18 protein-coding genes and 4 pseudogenes are annotated in these 17403 nt (G+C 58.7%); 16 read left to right on the forward strand and 6 right to left on the reverse strand.

Annotated features, from left to right (window positions below; translation table 11 throughout):
* Nucleotides 1–18: 18 nt before the first annotated feature.
* Nucleotides 19–336, forward strand: coding sequence for a hypothetical protein (locus LDZ23_RS31655; RefSeq protein WP_244808371.1), 318 nt, complete (start codon nucleotides 19–21; stop codon nucleotides 334–336).
* Here LDZ23_RS31655 and LDZ23_RS31660 read toward each other — a convergent pair.
* On the reverse strand, nucleotides 293–1036 hold the full coding sequence (locus LDZ23_RS31660) for a DUF2092 domain-containing protein (protein ID WP_244808372.1): 744 nt from the start codon (nucleotides 1034–1036) through the stop codon (nucleotides 293–295). The two genes, LDZ23_RS31655 and LDZ23_RS31660, sit on opposite strands and share 44 nt — an antisense overlap.
* Nucleotides 1037–1084: 48 nt before the next feature.
* Nucleotides 1085–1471 carry a hypothetical protein gene (locus LDZ23_RS31665; protein WP_244808373.1) on the reverse strand — a complete coding sequence of 129 codons (387 nt, stop codon included), beginning with the start codon at nucleotides 1469–1471 and terminating at the stop codon, nucleotides 1085–1087.
* Here LDZ23_RS31665 and LDZ23_RS34955 point away from each other — a divergent pair.
* Nucleotides 1401–1601, forward strand: a complete 201-nt coding sequence (locus LDZ23_RS34955) for a hypothetical protein (protein WP_342346291.1) — start codon at nucleotides 1401–1403, stop codon at nucleotides 1599–1601. The genes LDZ23_RS31665 and LDZ23_RS34955 overlap by 71 nt on opposite strands.
* On the opposite strand, the gene LDZ23_RS31670 is transcribed toward LDZ23_RS34955, so the two are convergent.
* Nucleotides 1593–2012: a DUF3313 family protein gene (locus tag LDZ23_RS31670; RefSeq protein WP_244808374.1), complete on the reverse strand. Its 420-nt coding sequence runs from the start codon at nucleotides 2010–2012 to the stop codon at nucleotides 1593–1595. The genes LDZ23_RS34955 and LDZ23_RS31670 overlap by 9 nt on opposite strands.
* A gap of 162 nt (nucleotides 2013–2174) precedes the next feature.
* Between LDZ23_RS31670 and LDZ23_RS31675 the strand changes: the two genes are divergently transcribed.
* The 5 genes and pseudogenes from LDZ23_RS31675 (at nucleotide 2175) to LDZ23_RS31695 (ending at nucleotide 5615) form a co-directional block, all read left to right on the forward strand.
* Nucleotides 2175–2429, forward strand: coding sequence for a DUF3313 family protein (locus LDZ23_RS31675; protein WP_244808375.1), 255 nt, complete (start codon nucleotides 2175–2177; stop codon nucleotides 2427–2429).
* Nucleotides 2430–3613: 1184 nt separating this feature from the next.
* Entirely contained in the window at nucleotides 3614–3859 is a 246-nt protein-coding gene (locus tag LDZ23_RS31680; protein WP_244808376.1) for a hypothetical protein, read from the forward strand.
* A 396-nt stretch (nucleotides 3860–4255) separates the two neighbouring features.
* Nucleotides 4256–4501 carry a hypothetical protein gene (locus LDZ23_RS31685; RefSeq protein ID WP_244808377.1) on the forward strand — a complete coding sequence of 82 codons (246 nt, stop codon included), beginning with the start codon at nucleotides 4256–4258 and terminating at the stop codon, nucleotides 4499–4501.
* 222 nt (nucleotides 4502–4723) lie between these two features.
* Nucleotides 4724–4925, forward strand: a pseudogene (locus LDZ23_RS34910) (cold-shock protein).
* Nucleotides 4926–4949: 24 nt separating this feature from the next.
* The gene (locus tag LDZ23_RS31695) at nucleotides 4950–5615 is read left to right on the forward strand and encodes a TetR/AcrR family transcriptional regulator (RefSeq protein ID WP_244808379.1); all 666 of its coding nucleotides are present in this window, start codon (nucleotides 4950–4952) and stop codon (nucleotides 5613–5615) included.
* Between the two features lie 253 nt (nucleotides 5616–5868).
* Here the strand turns inward: LDZ23_RS31695 and LDZ23_RS31700 are convergent, their stop codons facing one another.
* Both LDZ23_RS31700 and LDZ23_RS35095 read right to left on the reverse strand, forming a co-directional pair.
* Nucleotides 5869–6483, reverse strand: a complete 615-nt coding sequence (locus tag LDZ23_RS31700) for a transposase (protein WP_425306928.1) — start codon at nucleotides 6481–6483, stop codon at nucleotides 5869–5871.
* Nucleotides 6411–6755: a transposase gene (locus tag LDZ23_RS35095; protein WP_425306907.1), complete on the reverse strand. Its 345-nt coding sequence runs from the start codon at nucleotides 6753–6755 to the stop codon at nucleotides 6411–6413. Before LDZ23_RS35095 ends, LDZ23_RS31700 begins: the two co-directional genes overlap by 73 nt.
* A gap of 231 nt (nucleotides 6756–6986) precedes the next feature.
* On the opposite strand from LDZ23_RS35095, the pseudogene LDZ23_RS35100 reads away from it, so the two are divergent.
* The 3 genes and pseudogenes from LDZ23_RS35100 to istB form a co-directional block, all read left to right on the forward strand.
* Nucleotides 6987–7121 (forward strand): annotated as a pseudogene (locus tag LDZ23_RS35100) (PAS domain S-box protein); the annotation flags it as partial.
* A 223-nt stretch (nucleotides 7122–7344) separates the two neighbouring features.
* Nucleotides 7345–8868, forward strand: coding sequence for an IS21 family transposase (istA, locus tag LDZ23_RS31710; RefSeq protein WP_200889179.1), 1524 nt, complete (start codon nucleotides 7345–7347; stop codon nucleotides 8866–8868).
* A 5-nt stretch (nucleotides 8869–8873) separates the two neighbouring features.
* A complete protein-coding gene (istB, locus tag LDZ23_RS31715; RefSeq protein ID WP_008352246.1) occupies nucleotides 8874–9662 on the forward strand; it encodes an IS21-like element helper ATPase IstB in 789 nt (262 codons plus the stop codon).
* An 84-nt stretch (nucleotides 9663–9746) separates the two neighbouring features.
* Here the strand turns inward: istB and LDZ23_RS31720 are convergent.
* A pseudogene (locus tag LDZ23_RS31720) lies at nucleotides 9747–10415 on the reverse strand (inorganic phosphate transporter); the annotation flags it as partial.
* A 193-nt stretch (nucleotides 10416–10608) separates the two neighbouring features.
* On the opposite strand from LDZ23_RS31720, the gene LDZ23_RS31725 reads away from it, so the two are divergent.
* From LDZ23_RS31725 to tnpC, 6 genes and pseudogenes are all read left to right on the forward strand, one after another.
* Nucleotides 10609–10851, forward strand: coding sequence for a hypothetical protein (locus LDZ23_RS31725; RefSeq protein ID WP_244808380.1), 243 nt, complete (start codon nucleotides 10609–10611; stop codon nucleotides 10849–10851).
* 1028 nt (nucleotides 10852–11879) lie between these two features.
* On the forward strand, nucleotides 11880–13667 hold the full coding sequence (locus LDZ23_RS31730; protein WP_244808381.1) for a SulP family inorganic anion transporter: 1788 nt from the start codon (nucleotides 11880–11882) through the stop codon (nucleotides 13665–13667).
* Nucleotides 13668–13736: 69 nt separating this feature from the next.
* Nucleotides 13737–14846 carry a DUF2254 domain-containing protein gene (locus LDZ23_RS31735; protein ID WP_244808382.1) on the forward strand — a complete coding sequence of 370 codons (1110 nt, stop codon included), beginning with the start codon at nucleotides 13737–13739 and terminating at the stop codon, nucleotides 14844–14846.
* A gap of 261 nt (nucleotides 14847–15107) precedes the next feature.
* Nucleotides 15108–15581, forward strand: a complete 474-nt coding sequence (tnpA, locus tag LDZ23_RS31740; RefSeq protein WP_244808383.1) for an IS66-like element accessory protein TnpA — start codon at nucleotides 15108–15110, stop codon at nucleotides 15579–15581.
* Entirely contained in the window at nucleotides 15550–15912 is a 363-nt protein-coding gene (gene tnpB / locus LDZ23_RS31745; RefSeq protein WP_244808384.1) for an IS66 family insertion sequence element accessory protein TnpB, read from the forward strand. Before tnpA ends, tnpB begins: the two co-directional genes overlap by 32 nt.
* A 33-nt stretch (nucleotides 15913–15945) precedes the next feature.
* Nucleotides 15946–17280 (forward strand): annotated as a pseudogene (gene tnpC / locus LDZ23_RS31750) (IS66 family transposase); the annotation flags it as partial.
* Nucleotides 17281–17403 lie beyond the last annotated feature (123 nt).

Raw genomic sequence — 17403 nt, forward strand, 5'->3', positions numbered from 1 at the left:
ATAACCGTGGAGGGCGCCATGCTCGAACTTTCCGGTAACGCAGAGCTGCTCGTTGTTGATGTTGCGACGCAGGAGGAGGAGCGGCTCGTCCTGACTGAGAAGGACTTCCATTTAGAGAAGCGCTCGTTGCTTGAAGACGACATCCTGCGCGAGGACGAAGAAGGCGAATTCGTTGCCGAGGCAAGTGCCCTGGGTTACGACTTCCGAGTAATCGCGACGCCACCGAACAACCTCCAAATCGAGGACGACGCCGAAGAAATCCGCGTCGAAGTCGTTGAGAACAATTTCGAGTTCATCGAGCCTTTTGCCGACGAGGAAGAGAGCGGCGAAGAGTGACACGTTGCATTCCGACGTCAAGCGTCTGCAGGACCTGACAAGGGAGGTAGATCGCGTAGATGCGCCGCGGCAATTTGTCCTCCGTGCCGATCCAGGCCTGCACGAACACGTCGCCGGTCACGTACGCGATTATGGTCGACTGGCCAATAAAAAACGCGATCTTCAGTCCGTTGGCGATGTCCTTGTACGGGTCCGCGACGAGCACGTCGGTGAACGGGAAATATATCGCACCGACATCGTAGGCTTTCCTGAGCGCGTCGTCGATCGTCGGTGGCGCGTCGGTCACGGCTACAAGTCTCTCGGCCGGGGAGAAGGCCGTCATTGTCTTGCAGTCGTAATAGAACTCCGAGCGCGGACCGTCGCTGGGCGTGATCACGCGCAGTTTGTCGGGCCGCTGCATGAGGATTTCCGACTTGGTCGAGTAGATGAGGGGCGGGCCGATTTGGCTCGGACTCTCGTACGACACGATGGCCGTCAACGCCATCGACTTCGCGGCCGCGACGCGGTCGCAGGCGGCCTTAATGACGTCGAGCTCGTGCTGATCGAGCGCCGGCTGGTAGTCGGGCGCGGGGGCCTGCTTCGTCTGCGTCGCCGCGGCTTTCGAGGGCGCGTTTGCGCGTTGCTGCGCGCTACCGCTGGCGGCGAGGCATACGCCCAGCGCGACGGCAGTTGCGCGCAAGACCTGTTTCCACACAGTCATTGCAGCCTCCGAGATCAAGCGTGGCGTAGCGTGACGCCCGACCGGCGATCAGGGGATCATCCCGCATTCGAACATCTTGTTGGCGATCGGCGCCGAGACCCGGTTGATAAGCTCGGCGCGCATCTGTCGATCATTGCGCATTGGCTGCATCACCTTCTCCTCAGCCGGTGACCGGGGTGCACCTTTCTTTGCCGCACGCTCCTGCCACGACTGCCCACAGCTTGATTGCTGGTACTTTTGTAACAGCCGGCTCGAGGCAGCGTCGAGCATTGGATATTGCTGCGTGTGGGCGCTGTTCGCGAAAAGGCAGCAGGCGAAACTGCTCGTTGAAGCGCGAGGCACAGACAGTGTCTCCGGCGAGGGATTGTCCAAGGTTGTGCGCACGCATACCGGGGCAAAGCTGCAGCGGGTTTCATCGAACATGCCCGTGATCACGTTCGAGTCGGTCAAGCCGATTATGGACGACTGGTGCGACTCTATTTCCAAATCTGTTGAAGTAACGCGGGAATCATCACCAGCCGCAGGCTGCGTTTTCTCAGGAGCGCGCCTCTTCTTGTCAAGGTAACTGATATGGCTTCAGCCCCTGCGCTGTGCTGGCGACGCCGGTTATTGCGACCTGCAGTCTAACCCTCGCTGATCGGCGCTGTAGGCTGGCAGCGGTTTGACCTGCGTGCGGGGGTACCGACGCCGAGGCGGTGCCGGGACACGCCGTTCCGATGGCCTTCGTAGCCACAATGGCGGTCGATACCGTCGCGGGCGCGCAGCCAATGACCGCGCTGTAGTTCATCGGATTGAGTTTAGGATTGACGTATCTCAGGAACGTTTCCCCGTTAGGATCTTGAGTCTGCTGGAGGTTGGAATAGTCGCCAAGGAAACCGGAGTACTCTGATTGTGTCGGCGTGTTGTCGGTGCTGGCGCATCCCGTCATGAGTATCACTGCGACCGCGATCGCAGAGGCACAAATCGTTTTACGCATGGTCTTCTCCTGGTTGTTAGCTACCTCGTTAATTCAGATTGCCGTGCCTGCGCGCGATCGGAACTGCGTGCCAAGTTGCTCTTCTTGAAGCTACTTAGGGCGTGAACTCTTTCGACAGGTTAAGACGCACTCTTCACAGTAGATTTTGTTGAACCTCTCACGATGTATCCGAAAGCCGAGCCGACTGATCAGCTAAGCCAGGCGACAATTGATCAAATACGCGGCTACGGCACGACCTGCCTGAAACAGGCCATCGGATCAAGAGTCCGCGTCGTTGAGGCGCCCGCTCCGGGTGTGACCTCAGTCAAACAGATAGCTCTTTTTGCGCGAGCCTTTCCGATACGGGCGTTCGCATCACCTGCACGTCCGCACATATTCGATAGGAAACCGAAACAAGACGCACGGCTAGTTGCTTAGCCGGTAAGCGAATAAGGCAAACGTGTAGTCGCACAACATTACTGCAAGTACTTACGTGGAGAGATGACGTCAGGCTGAGGTCAGTGATCGAAGCAGTGATATTGCAACGCTAAGGAATTTGAACCGCACCGGGAATCGTGGAGGCCGGTTGGTTTAACTTAATGCCGGCACGTCAGCGGCATTTCTGAGCTGCCTGTAGTAGTTTGCCTCAGCCTCGGCGGGCGGGATATAGCGAGCGGTTCCAAGAGCCGACAACCATCCTGGCATATCGCTATGCCTCGCATCGGGAAAGTCCTTACTAATTCGGGTACGGTGCCCGATGCTTGCCCATTTTGGCACCCCCTTTTTCCAAAGGATAGGTGTCCGTTTTGGCGGGTCAATCTCAGGTTACGCAACAAGTACAAGCTCAGGCGTCGCAGGGTGGGACTTATCCATCCTCGCACTTCTACGGGCACTTCGGTCTCGTGCCTCTGAGTGGCCCATGGTTGTGAACCTGCCGTGTACGAAGGCGTGATGTCTTGTCCGAGAGCCGCATGCGGGAGATCTGCCTGTCCGGTTCGATGAGCGGGATCTGAAACGGGGTTAGGGTTGGGGTATTAGGGCACCGCCAGACGAAAGGGGCGGCAACAGACAAGCCTCGCAACACCAGCCGCATTTCGAGGAGGCATGGATCACCGCGTCCAAGGGTTGCACTCATGGTCGTTGTCCTGACCAGCGTCAGGCGCTCTGGCTTGCGACGCGAATGCGGTCCGTCGTCGCTCAAGTGAGGTTGGTTTCCAGGGTTAGCCGCTGATGATCCATTTGTGCTTGCGTTTCAGGTACTTTTTCGCGGTTGCAACGACAGTTCAACCGTAAAGGCACCCGCGACAGCCGCAGCCTGCTCGGTCTTGTCCCAAGTCGGGGCGGCGCACCGCATCCGGGGCGTCGTGACCGGCCCATGTCGGGCCGGCAAAAGCGGCCGAGGACGCCCCGAAGTCAGGGTTCTAGGGCGGCGGCGCACCATATCAAAAGTTTCTTATCCGATGCTTAGCGACCGCGAGAGCTATCGCCCACCGGTGGTGTGTTTTCGTTGGCGCCGGAAATCTTTGCGGACGTAGGGCATAGAACATAAATTTTAGCGCTGCTCCGCCCTTCACATTGTTTTAAGCCTGTGCAAAGCTTAGACAAACACGAGAACCTGAGAGATGAGTAATTATCATATGGAAATGCACTATCACGGCGCGACCATTCGTCCAATTATTAGCCAGACGAAAAGCGTGTTTATTTCGAGCTTGTTAATTCGAGGCCCCGGCGGTGATTTTCAGCTGTACGAGGGCATCGGTCGATTTGCCTCGAATAGAGCGGCTGCGCTTTTCGCTGTGAATTGGGCAATCGCGCGGGTCGACGGGAATGAGCCGTTGCCGCCTCCCTTCAGAATGCTTGACGACTAGCGCTGACGCCCAGAAAACTTTCGATGAATCCGGCGCGCTTAACTTTGGCAATAAAAAGAAAGGCCGCCCTCGAAAGAAGGGCGATGAAAACATGCTCCCTGGGAGGGCAGCATGCTTGAGAGATTACAAGATATCAGCCACTTGCAATAACGTCGATGTAATCAAATCACGCCTAATGGAAAGCACAGTTGCTTTTTTGCATTACGCATTTAGTTGTTTGCCGATTCGTGCGAGATGCCGACATTTTGGCAAGCATCCGATGATTCATATTTCGTCCGATGACTAACCAAGAATCGAAATCGCGCATGTTGATTGCCGTGGTCGGAAAACACGCGCACTTTTCGACGCGATGCCGTGTTCTGCTTGCAGAGAGGGCCATAAGCCGTGAGAGTGACCATGATTTTCTACCACCATGGAGCCGCCGTACAACCTTCGGCGGTGCGTGTCGGCAACGGTTTCGCTGCTCGTGCACTCATTCAGAGCAAAGAAGGCGAAACGGATTCCCTTTTGGATCTGGGTCTCTTTGTGAACCGAAGTGCCGCCATGCAGTTCGCCATCCGCTCCGCGCTTGCTTACGTTGAGGGCAAGCCGATGCCGACTCCGCCAGTGAAAGTCTTCAACGGTGAAGACGCGCCACCGTGAAGCTCGCCGTTTATGAGTGCATGGAGCAGCGCAGTTCAGAGTCCATTTCCCACGACAACGATACGGCCGCCAAGAAGCAAGACGATTGTGCCTTCAGACACCGCCCGTGACCACGCGCAAGTACCAGGTGATCGCCGTCAGCTTGACCTCGATCAACACGTGTCAAAGCCGCTTGGAGAAATATTGTCGCTTGGTCATTCAACTGTCGGGAGTGTATGAGACATGGCAACGGGCACGGTCAACTGGTTCGACGAAGTGAAAGGATTCGGATTTATCACGCCCGGCGTGCGGGCGTGATCTCTTGCTCACTACTCCGAGATCGTCCGTCGAGGCTTCAAAAACACTGGTCGACAATCAGAAAGTTCAGTACACGGTCAAGGAAGGCCCGAAGGGCAAGCAGGCATCAAATATTCAGCCGCTTTGACAACGCATCGCGAGGAGAACCTTCATGGAAACAGTCACGAAAGAACTGAGAAGTCGACGCGACCCGGAGCGCACGCGGCATCGCATCCTAACTGCCGCGCAAAAAGAGTTTTCCGGGGGTGGGTTCTATGGCGCACGCGTTGATCGCATAGCGCAAGCGGCAGGAACCAATGAGCGCATGCTCTATTACTATTTTGGAAGCAAGGACAGGTTGTTCCTTGCGGTGCTCGATCATGTATTGGAATCGCTAAAGGCTGACGAGCGCTCACTCGATCTCACCCTTCTTTCCCCGGAAGAGGGCGTAATGCGAGTGGCGCACTTCCTCTGGGATTACTATCGCGATCATCCCGACCTCGTGCGCCTTCTGAACGACGAAAATCTCCGCGAAGGAAAACTCACGAAAGAAACGACAGACCTGCGGCGAATCGTCTCGCCGGGCTTCGAGGCGCTCACGCGAGCTCTCGATCGAGGAAAACAGGCCGGCGTGTTTCGCGACGACGTTGACCCCGCGAAGCTCTACACGGTTCTGTCTGCACTCGGGTATTACATCGTTTCGAATCGGTTCACCCTGGAAGCAACGCTAGGAGTCGATCTGAGTGATCCGGCGGAAGCGAGACGGATGAGGCAGATGAATACGGAACTCGTGCTCTCGTATCTCACCCATCGCGAGCCGGTGATGGCGGCGTCGTAAAGGCACTCCAGACGACTTCGCCTGTGGCGGCCGCGCGCCGATGACGGGAATCGGCTGCACGACGGGACAACAAAGGTGCCACAATGCTGACGGTCGGGGCTTGGAATACCGGAAGTCGGATCACGACGTCGCGCATTTGTCGAACTGAGCTGGAGATGTACGGAAGGCGTGGGAGACCGACACGATATTTCTACCGTCACGGCGCGGGAGAATCACGTCGCACGTGCACTCACGGAATTATGTTGGCGAAGATTCAAGAACTCATTTTTTTAGGCCTATTAGTACCGGGTTGTACTTGGGTAGCAGCGCTTCGGCCTACGAACATGCCCACATTGATTGAGATGATGCAGCAGGCGATTTTCATGAAGGCTTCGTGGATGAAAGCGAGCCGTTCGAAGCGAATACGCAGTCGGCGAAAGTTGTGAAGCCACGAAATGGTCCGCTCCACGACCCAGCGTGTCTTGCATAGACCGCTACCGTGAGGCTGGCCGCGCCGGGCGATTTCGGTTGCAATGCCGGCTGCATAGGAAAGCGAGACTGATTCTCTTGTAGTGGACGTCGATATTTGTCGTGGTCGTAGCCTCTGTCGCCCTGAACGACCCGGGGCTTCGATAGTGGTCGGCCACGCTTGCCGCTGATAGGCGGGATAGCCGACCAGCGCTTGAAGCTGAGTGACGTCGTTGCGGTTGGCGCCAGTCAGTATCACCGCGAGCGGGATGCCCTGCGATCCAGTGGTGAGGTGGTGCGTTGAACCGGGTCGCGCGCGGTCTGTGGGATTCGGTCCTGTTTTTGACCTTAGCCCACAGCGCGGATTGAAGAGGAATCGACGATGAGGCGAGACCGGTCGATTTGGTCGGCTGCGCGCAATCGCGCAAGCAGCACCTCGTGCAACCGGTCCCGGACGCCGGCCTCCTGCCAGTCACGCAAGCGGCGCCAGCAACTCATGCCGCTGCCGCAGCCCATCTCGCGAGGAAGCAGGTCCCAACGCAGGCCCGTCTGCAAGATGAAGATAATGCCCGTGAGTACTGCACGATTGTCGAGCGGCTTGCGCCCTGGGTAACGGTGGGGCCGCAGTTTCGGAGGGGGCAGCAACGGTTCGATGAGCGCCCAAAAGTCGTCGTCGAGTATCGGCTTGGCCATGTCCTTTTCGTCGTCGAAACACTAAGCCCGATGTCGGGGCGATTCATGCAAGCGGCGAACATTTCATCCGATTTTCGGACCGGCGGCACAACCGAAGCGACATCGCCATGGAGCGTCGCTATCAGCTGTTGATCGTCTTCCTCCGTATGGAAGACAGAGAAATGGCGCCCAACAATGTCAGCGGGCGTAGAGCCTTTGCTATTGGCCACGGCGCGCGTGCGCGGGTAAGTCGAAGACGAGGGCTGGCGCGTGCGCAAGGACGGCAGCCGGTTTTGGGCAGATGTGATTATCACCGCGATCGTCGGTCCCGATGGTGTTTTGGAAGGTTTCGGGAAAGTCACGCGCGACTTGACCGAACGGCGTCGACTCGTGTCACGGGGCGGCACTATGGAGCCATTCTGAGGGCGGCGTAAAGGCGCCACCTGATGGGCGGCGTAATGGCGCCACCCTAAGTGCGGCGTATTGGAGCCACTCGAGGGGCGGCGCATAGGAGCCAGCAGCATCGGGGCGAGAACGCGATTCGAACTTTCCAAGTCGGTACTCTCCGTTCTATTTGAGCGGGGCGTCCATGGCCAATCGGAGGTTCGAATTGTTCGAGTACCGCCAAGTCCTTGTCCGCATGCGGCAGGGCGATTCCGACCGCGACATCGCGCGCGGCGGCTTGATGGGACGCAAGAAGTTGACGACCGTGCGCCGGGAAGCCGAGGGGCTCGGATGGCTGGATCCGACACAGCCGTTGCCGGATGACGCCACGATCGCTGGCGTTTTCGGTCGCTCGCCGCACTTGCCGCACACCTGCGTGTCGACGGCAGAGCCGTTCCGTGAACAGATCCGCGACTGGTCGGCTGCGGGCGTCCAGGGCACCACCATCCACGCCGCCCTTCAACGCAATCACGGCTACACGGGCAGCTATGACGCCGTGAAGCGCATGCTGCGTCGTCTGGGTGCCGAGCGCAAGCCGGGGACCACGACGACGATCCTAGAGTTTCCTCCGTCGGACGCGGCGCAAGTCGACTTCGGCGCCGGCCCAGTGCTCACACATGAATCCGGCCTTCCGCTCAAGACGTGGATCTTTGTGATGACGCTTTGCTGGTCGCGTCACCAGTACGCCGAGATCGTGCTCGACCAGACGGTAGAGACGTGGCTGGCCTGCCATCGGCGCGCCTTCGAATGGTTCGGCGGCTGTCCCGGCCGGATCATCATCGATAACGCGAAGTGCGCGATCGTCAAGGCGTGCCGATATGAGCCTGCAGTCCAGCGATCCTATGCCGCGCTTGCTGAGGGATATGGATTCCGGATCGACGCATGTCCGCCGCACGACCCTGCTAAAAAAGGAATTGTTGAATCTGGAGTCAAATACGTAAAAAAATCCTTCGTACCGCTACGCGAGTTCAGGGATCTGGCCGATGCGAACCGGCAATTGCGCGACTGGGTCACGCAGCAGGCCGGCACCCGCGTGCACGGCACGACCCGCGACCTCCCGCTTGCGCGCTTTGCCATCGAACGCCCGCTGCTTGCACGCCTGCCTGACGTGCCGCCGGTGCTGGCCGTGTGGAGCGAGGTCAAGGTGCATACGGACGGCCACATCGTCTACAAGAACGCGCTGTACTCGGTGCCGTTCACGCTTGTTGGCAAGCAGCTGTGGTTGAAGGTCACCGATACCGTGGTACAGGTGTTCCACCGGCATGAACTCGTTGCGACGCATCCGCGACTACGCAAGCCTGGTGATCGGCATACGGTGCGGGATCACCAGCCGCCCGAGGCGCAGGCGTGGCTTGAGCGCGATCCGCAGTGGTGTCTGGCCCAAGCTAGAGAGATTGGGCCAGCCTGCCTTGCAGTGATCCTCGCGATGTTCAACGACAAGGTGCTCGTGAACCTGCGCGGCGCGCAGGGTCTCGTCCGTCTACGCGAGAAGTACGGCGACGCGCGCCTGAACGCCGCCTGCGAGCGCGCACTCACGTTCTCCAGCCCGAAGTATCGCACCGTTAAGGTCATTCTCGACAAGGGACTGGACGGCCAGCCAGCAGCGACGGCACAGGCGACGGAACCGGCCGACACCTACGTGAACGGTGGCCGCTTCGGCCGCGATCTCCAGTCCTTTCTACTGCATTGAACGCCATGAATCCAAGTCCCGAACTGAATATCATCCTCAGGCAGTTGCGACTGTCTGGCATCCTGGACTCCCTCGAACAGCGCAATCGGGAGGCCATCGATGGGCAAATCGCCTACACCGAGTTTCTTGCCATGCTGCTGCATGACGAAGTCGCACGACGTGCGCAGAAGAAGCTCGGCGCGCGTCTTGCCCGCGCCGGCTTTGCGATGGGCAAGACGCTCGAGACCTTCGACTTCGACCGACTGCCTAAACTAAACCGTTCGCACCTTCACGACCTTGCGACGGGCCGATACATCGACGAGAAGGTCTGCGTTCTGATGGTCGGCCAGACAGGCGTCGGCAAGTCGCATTTAGCGCAGGCGCTCGGGCACTGTGCCGCGCGCCAAGGTCGCGATGTGCTGTTTATCAACCAGACCGATCTGCTCAAGAAGCTGCATGCGGCGCGCGCCACGGATCTATACGAACGTAAGTTTCAGCAGTTCGTGCGTGTGCCACTGCTGATCGTTGACGACTTTGCGCTCAAGCCGCTTCGTGCACCCCACGATGAGGACTTTCACGACCTGATCGCTGCAAGGTACGAGCGCGCAGCCTCGATCTTGACTTCCAATTTGGACTTCAGCGAATGGGGCGACGCCTTCCCCGACAACCGCGTTCTTGGAGCTGCAACGCTCGATCGCCTGCGCCACGGCGCCTATCGTGTCGTCATCGAGGGCGAGAGCTTCCGCAAGCCCAAACCGATGCCCGACAACGGCGAAAATGCGGTTGCCAAAAACGGCAAAAAACCGCAATCTTGAAACCGTTCGAATCCGCGTTTTACCCCGCTTCTGCTGGCGCCATTACGCCGCCCATCCCCGGCGCCATTACGCCGCCCCGTGACACACGCGCACAATCGCCTTCAGTACCAGCAGTAGCAGAGCGGCGAAGATGAAGCCGACGATCGGCGAGAACAGCAGCGCCTTACCGACGCCCGCCGCCTGCGACCAGTCAACGCCGCTTGTGCCATTCGGCCCGCGCATCAATTGGTTCATCAGGCCAACGCCGACGATCGAGCCGATCAGCGTGTGCGAGCTGGATGACGGTAGCCCGAAGTGCCAGGTCGCGAGATTCCAAATGATCGCGGCGATCAGCAATGCGAAGACCATCGCGAAGCCCGCGCTGGTGCCGACCTGCAAGACCAGTTCGACGGGCAGCAGTTGCAGGATACCGAACGCGACGGCCCCGCTCGACACCAGTACGCCGATGAAATTCCACGTACCGGACCAGACCACCGCGAAATCGGGCGTGAGCGAGTGCGTATAGATGACAGTCGCGACCGCGTTTGCGGTGTCGTGAAAGCCATTGACGAACTCGAATCCGAGTGCGATCAGCAGCGCGACCCCGAGCAGGAAATAGGGCAGCGCAGAACTCAGCCGGACGGATTCGAGATCGGACGCGAGATGCATTCCGACATAGCCGACGCCGCCGATAAGGATGAGCAGGAAAATGAGGAGGGTGGTGCGGCGGGTACGCGCGCGTACCCCGCTTTGGGGAGATGCGATATCCGGCATGATCTGGCTCGTGCGGTTCTACACCTCGGTGGTCCAATGGGTGAACCCAAATTAATCGGATAACGGTGACGCTCGTTGATGTGGGTCAACGATCTTGGATGCTTGCAGGAAAGAATGGAAGTGAACTACCCTAGCTCTTCCATCGGTGATTCACGTGGTAGGATTTTTCGCCGGCCGATCATAGGAGGCACGCGTGATTAAGAATGTTGGTACTGCGGAGGAAATTCGAAACGAGATTCTGCGCCGGATTCAGGAGAGCGTCGATCTTGGTGACAGCTGTCGTGATGGCGACATCCCGGTTCCGCGCAAAGTTGATCCGGGGGAAAACGCGGGTTGGAATTGGGTCATCGACGAGTTTCGAGGGGTTGCGCAGGAGTGCCTCGCGCCGTTGAAAGCGGTAATCGTGGAAATGATGCGCGAATATGATCTGACATGAGATCGCGAAAGCCTCGATGGGGTCACCACTCATCTCCGGACTTTTATCAACGGAGTCGACGGGCGGAGCATGGCGAGACGTTTGAAAGTAGGTCGCGGCCTGAAGGAGATGGGACGATTCGCCTGTCGCAGGCGCCTCCAGTCGTCCCATGCGCTTTCTCCCAGCGCCTCTCCGCTTTCTCGTACTTCATGAAGCGCGGGGTGACGCGCTTGTCGATCACGTAGCTTTTGCTGGAAGATCGGCACACACAAATGCTGGACTTCCGACGTTTCTAACGGAACTCGCCGCGCTCAGCCTTTGCAAAATAATTGACCGGCTTGGTCGCGCTTGAGATCGGGAAGCATCGCTTTCCAGCATGCTGCTCGACACTGAGGACTGTGACGGAGATTTTGCGGACAGAGCATGCTCGCCTCGGTTCAACAGCGCGGCGACCGATTAATACCAATTCGAGCAGATACCGGAGCTAACGAAGAAACGTGTGTCAATTGCTTGACAGAGATCAAGCAAGCTGGATTGAACCGGCGCCTAGAATCGTATCAAGTTGATAGCGGCCCCCGACATATCATGCGTAGATTTCCATTGGTGCCATTGATCGCGACTCTGTGTTCGACTGTTTGTCTAATTGCCACAATATCGAACCAAGCTCGCGCAGTCCCGGCTAAAGATAACGCCCGCTCAACTAACGACGCCCGCCGAACGCGTTGAGTTCTGCGCACAAATGCGCAATGCTGGAAGCCACGCGGAGCGGCAGAAGATCGCGCAAAACTGGCGCGAGTTGATGATGGCATGTGCAAGCGGGCAGGACGTCGAACTGCCGCCAGGAATGGAACGTAATGGTCCGCGACATGGCGGCGTCAACGTTTCCTTCTCGTGGCCAGCGTCAGCGTCCCGTGCCGGGAGTTGATGGGGGCCGGAAACTTTTCGAGCATCGCCGGGTGCATTAGGTCTGCCTGCGGTGACGGCGGCAATGGCTGGCTGGTCGGCTTTGTTTCCTTTTTTTGGATCGATCGCCGGGAAAGGAGATTGCGATGGACGAGAAACATGTTGCCATCGTCGAGGCACAAAGCACTCGAAGGGGCCGGGAGCGTGGTCTGTTCCCTCCGATCCAATGGTTGTCTACTTACGATTTGACATGGCTATCATCGGATGCCGTCGCAGGCTTGACGCTCGCCGCCTATGGCATCCCTGTCTCGCTTGCTTACGCGACGCTGGCGGGCTTGCCGCCGCAATACGGCATCTACTGCTATCTGGTTGGAGGTTTCTTTTACGCGCTGTTTGGCTCGTCTCGGCAACTGGCCATCGGGCCGACCTCAGCAATCTCGATGCTCGTCGGCGTGACGGTTGCGAATATGGCGGCGGGAGATCCATCGAGATTCGCGTCAATCGCCGCGTTGACGGCGATCCTGATCGCGGTCATGTGTCTGGTCGCGTGGATACTTCGTCTGAGTTCGCTTGTCAACTTCATTAGCGAAACCATATTGCTTGGATTCAAGGCTGGAGCCGCACTCACCATTGCGCTGACCCAACTGCCTAAACTGTTTGGGGTGAAGGGGGGCGGTGAACAGTTTTTCGAGCGCCTCACGGTTCTGGCTGGTCAGCTCCCCGACACACATGTCCTGGTCCTGGCGTTCGGCGTCGGTGCGCTGGCCCTGCTCCTTTTGGGCGAGCGGTTCTTGCCGGGTCGTCCGGTCGCACTTTTGGTCGTGGTGCTTTCCATCGTGCTGCTCTCCTTTACGCCGCTAAGAGAGATGGGATTCAGCGTCGTCGGCACACTGCCGCGGGGACTGCCGGCCTTTCATGCACCGGGCCTTCGCGTGCGTGACGTCGATGGCATCATTCCGCTAGCGTTTGCCTGTCTGTTGCTATCTTACGTGGAGAGCGTATCAGCCGCGCGCGCCATTGCACAGAAGAACGGCTATGAAATCGATCCGCGTCAGGAACTGCTGGGCTTAGGCGCGGCCAATCTCGCTGCAGGCCTCTTTCAGGGATACCCCGTCGCGGGCGGGTTGTCGCAGTCATCCGTGAACGATAAGGCCGGGGCAAAGACGCCGCTCGCGCTGATCTTCGCTTCGATTACCATCGGTCTCTGTTTGATGTTCCTGACCGGCCTGCTTACCAACCTGCCGAACGTGGTGCTGGCCGCGATCGTCCTGGTGGCGGTAAAAGGCCTCGTCGATATCAAGGAACTGCGGCACGTGTGGCAGGTGAGCCGATATGAGTTCATGGTGTCAATGGTGGCATTTGCTGCAGTATTGATGCTTGGCATCCTGAAGGGCGTGATCGTCGCGGTTCTGGCGTCGATGCTCCTGCTCATCAGGCGCGCTGCACATCCTCACGTGGCAGTCCTGGGCCGGATTCCCGGAACGCGCCGTTACTCGGATATCGAACGTAATCCCGACAATGAGGCGACCCTCGGAGTATTGGTGTTCCGTCCAGAGGCATCGCTGCTCTACTTCAACGTCGAACACGTGCGTGCGACCATCTGGGACAGGATCCAGGCGAGAACCTGTCCAGTAGAGCTGGTGATATGCGATTTATCCAACTCTCCGACCGTTGATATCGCCGGTGCGCGCATGCTCGCGGCGCTCCACGCCGATCTGGTGAAGGGGGGAAGACGTCTGCGAATCGTTGGCGGCCACGCCGACGCGCGTGACATTCTGCGTGCAGAAGGACTCGAAGAGGACGTCGGTGACATCGGACGGCGGGTTTCGGTAGACGATGTACTGGAGGGGTTTCTGCGTCATTCGGATGAGGAATCGACGAAACCGGCAGGGGCAGCGACGATGGTTCAACCTGATGCAGGCAGGGCGGCTTGACTTTGGAGCGTCGCGGCGCGGTCACTTTAGATATCGAAGGGATTGAGATTTGTCGCCGCGGAGTCGAAAATGGGTTGGAGCCGCAGATACAGCGCAGTCAGCTATGTGCGATCGTCGTTATGGATCGTTCCTATTCTCGCCGTCATGGCGAGCATCGGTTTGAAACGGACAGCCGAGTTCATTGGCTCATGGCTGAGTACCTACGATGCCTACGACCTGCAATACGGTTTCCTTTCGGTCAACGCTGAAGAGGCGCACGCCATTCTCGACAGAATCTTCACGCTCAACCTCTCGTGTCTTGTGTTCAGCTTCGGCTCGATGCTGGTTGCGATACAGGTGGCGGGCGGCCAGTACACGCCTCGCATCATCGCAACGACCCTGTTACGCGATAACGTCATCCGATGGATCGTAGGACTATTCGTCTTTTCGCTGTTGTGGGCGCATAGGACGATGGCCGAGTTGGGGCAATCGGACGCCGTGCCCCAGTTGCAAGTGTTGCTCGCGACGGTCATCGGCCTTGCCTCCCTCATCGCCTTCATTCTGCTCATAGACTATGCTGCGCGGCTGATGCGCCCGGTGAGCCTTATTGGCCGTGTGGCGGAGCATGGGTTCTCTGTCATTCGCAAGCTGTATCCATACTCTTTCGAGCAGGAGTCCGCGCTTGACCATACGCCGGCTTTTCGTGAAGAGGTCCGTTTCCCAGTAGATCGTTCTTTGACGCGCGCGGACAATGACAATGCGTGGTTTCGCTCGGCAACGAGTCCGCACGTTGTCTACCATCAAGGCCATTCCGGCGTCGTCCTAGCGGTGCATCTGAAAGGGCTGGCCCGCGCGGCCCGACGATTAGAGTGCACCGTCGAGTTCGTGGCGCAGGTCGGCGACTTCATTGCGACAGACGAACCGCTTTTCCATCTTTTTGGTTTGGCCGGCCCGCCTGATGCCGCCGCTCAGCACCGATTGCAAAGCCTCGTCGCGCTTGGGACCGAAAGGACGATGGAGCAGGATCCCATGTTTGCCTTTCGCATAGAGGTCGATATTGCGTTGAAGGCGCTGTCACCGGCGATCAATGATCCTACGACGGCCGTACTCGCGATCGACCAGTTACACCGATTGCTTCGTCTCGTTGGGACGCGATCGCTCGCGAATCGAGTGGTGAGCGACGCGCGTGGACAGCCCTGAGTCTTCTTTCGTACGCCAGACTGGGACGACTACGTTCATATCAGCTTCAGGGAAATACGCCAGTATGGCGCGGGTAGCCTACAGATTGAGCGGCGCCTGCGGGCCATGATTGAGAATCTTATGAAGACGATTCCGGCAGCGCGTCACGCCGCGCTGCTTCGAGAACTCGAACTTCTGTAAGCGCGCAGAAATGGACGTCTGGAACTGTTTGACCTGAGCGCGCAGGCTATGTCCACTGTTTCGGATCAGTGGACACCTTTCATGACAGAAGAGCACTCAGAAGCGACCGGGTTGAAGGTCGTCAACGTTGGTCGGGACGGCAAGCGCAGATATGATCGGCAAACCAAACAGAAGTTGGTGGAAGCGTGTCTTGAGCCGGGCGCTTCGGTCGCCGGACTCGCACTCAAGCATGGAGTCAACGCCAACTTGCTGCGCAAGTGGATCAAGCTGCATCAGCAGCGACTGGCTGGCACGTCCCTACAGCCGGCGCCGACTGGCACCGCTTTCGTTCCGGTAGTCGAAGTCGATAGTCACGAAGCGGTGGTTGCGCCCGCATCCACGAAGGCACACCGCCACACCCCCGCAGCAAGGACGTCATCGCCCACTTCGGCGCGGTTGATGGTGCAGATGCCCAACGGCGTCACACTCCGGTTTGAATGCACCGACAATGACGCGCCGTTGCTATCGGCCATTATCGAGACGCTTGGACGGTGCGATGTTCCGCCTGGACGATGAACTGAAAGTCTATGTGCATCGTGACGCCGTTGACTTCCGCAAGAGCATCAACGGTCTCGCAGCCATCGTCGAGCAGTCAATGAAGCTCGATCCATTCGCGCGTGCGGTTTATGTGTTCAGCAATCAGCGGCGCGACCGCATCAAGATGCTGCTGTGGGACCGTAACGGCTTCTGGCTTCTCATGAAACGCCTCGAGCAGGACCGCTTCGTATGGCCGCGCAAGGAAGCGGTGCTCATGCTGCGAACAGAGCAACTTCACTGGCTACTGGAGGGCATCGACATCGAAGCGATGCGCGCGCATCCGAGGCGCTATTATCAGCGCGTGACCTGAAACGAGAACCGGCATGGCTGGTCTAATTCAGCGATGCCGCCATCATCCTCTTCCTCTACCGACGAACTGCAGGCGCTGCGCGCAGAACTCGCTGCCATGAAGGGCGAGTTGCGTGTGGTGACAGTCGAACGCGATTTGCTGCGCGAGAGACTTAAGGCCTTTCAGCGGCAGTTGTTTGCTTCCAGGAGCGAAGTGCGCGGTGCTGAGCAACGCGACCTCTTCCTGAACGAAGCAGAAGCGCTCGCAACGGGATGCGAGCCGGCGCAACACACCGAAACTGAACAAAGCGTCGAAGTCGGCGCGCATGAACGCAAGAAGCGTGGGCGCAAACCGTTAGACCCGATGCTGCCTCGCGAGGTCGTGCGCCATGAATTGCCCGAATCAGAACGCGTCTGCGCACACGACGGCCACGCACTGGTCGAGATCGGCGCCGAGATCAGCGAGCAACTCGATATCGTGCCGCAGCAGGTTCGCGTCATTCAGCACCAGCGAATCAAATACGCATGCACTTGCTGCGACCTTGGCATCAAGGTGACGCCGGCACCTTCGCGCATCATCCCGAAGGGCTTACTCACTGAATCAGCGCTTGCATGGGTGGTTGTGAGTAAGTTTGCTGACGCGCTGCCGCTGTACCGGATCGCCGCGTTGCTGCACCGTTTCGGTGGCGATCTCTCACGCGGCACGCTGGCAGCAAGCGTAGTGCGCGTCGGCATGGCAGTGCAGCCGCTGATCAACCTGATGCGCGACCATCTGCTCGAGGCCGACATCGTCTACGGCGATGAAACGACGGTGCAGGTACTAAAAGAGCCAGGCCGTGCTGCACAACGCAAGAGCTACATGTGGGCGCAGATGAACGGTACCGGACCACCAGTGCGAATGTTCAGCTACAGTCCCACGCGCAGCGCGGCGCAGGCCGCCGTGCTCTATGCTGGCATCAAACCCGGCGCGGTATTGATGAGCGACGGCTACGAGCCGTACAACGAAATCGCCCGAACAAACCAGCTGGTGCACCTCGGATGTTGGGCGCACGCGCGACGTTACCTGATTGAGGCCGAAGAGGACCTCCCAAAGGTACAGCGCGGCGGCAATCATCCGGTGAGCGAATTCATTCGCCTGATCGGCCAGCTGTTTGCCGTTGAGGCACGATCCGAACACATGACCCCGGAGCAGCGCCAGCAACTCAGACAGGCCAGAAGTCAGCCAGTTCTTGATCAGATCGAGGCGCTGCTATCGCGTCATCTGAACACGGTGTTGCCGCAAAGCGGGTTCGGCAAAGCGCTTCAATATCTGCGAGGCCAATGGCCCAAGCTGGTTCGCTACGTCAGCAACGGAGCGTGGCCCATCTCGAACAACCCGTGTCATGCCGCTAGCGGCATGACAGGGATTATGCCGACTCCTCGATTATGCCGCGTCGTGCATGCGCGTGGCGGTGGGTATGGCCTTTCATGATCGCTGCGTCGGCATAAACATATGATTTCTCAGGCTGGCTAA

It is taken from the genome of Caballeronia zhejiangensis, assembly GCF_022879815.1.
Classification (GTDB): Bacteria; Pseudomonadota; Gammaproteobacteria; order Burkholderiales; family Burkholderiaceae; genus Caballeronia; species Caballeronia zhejiangensis.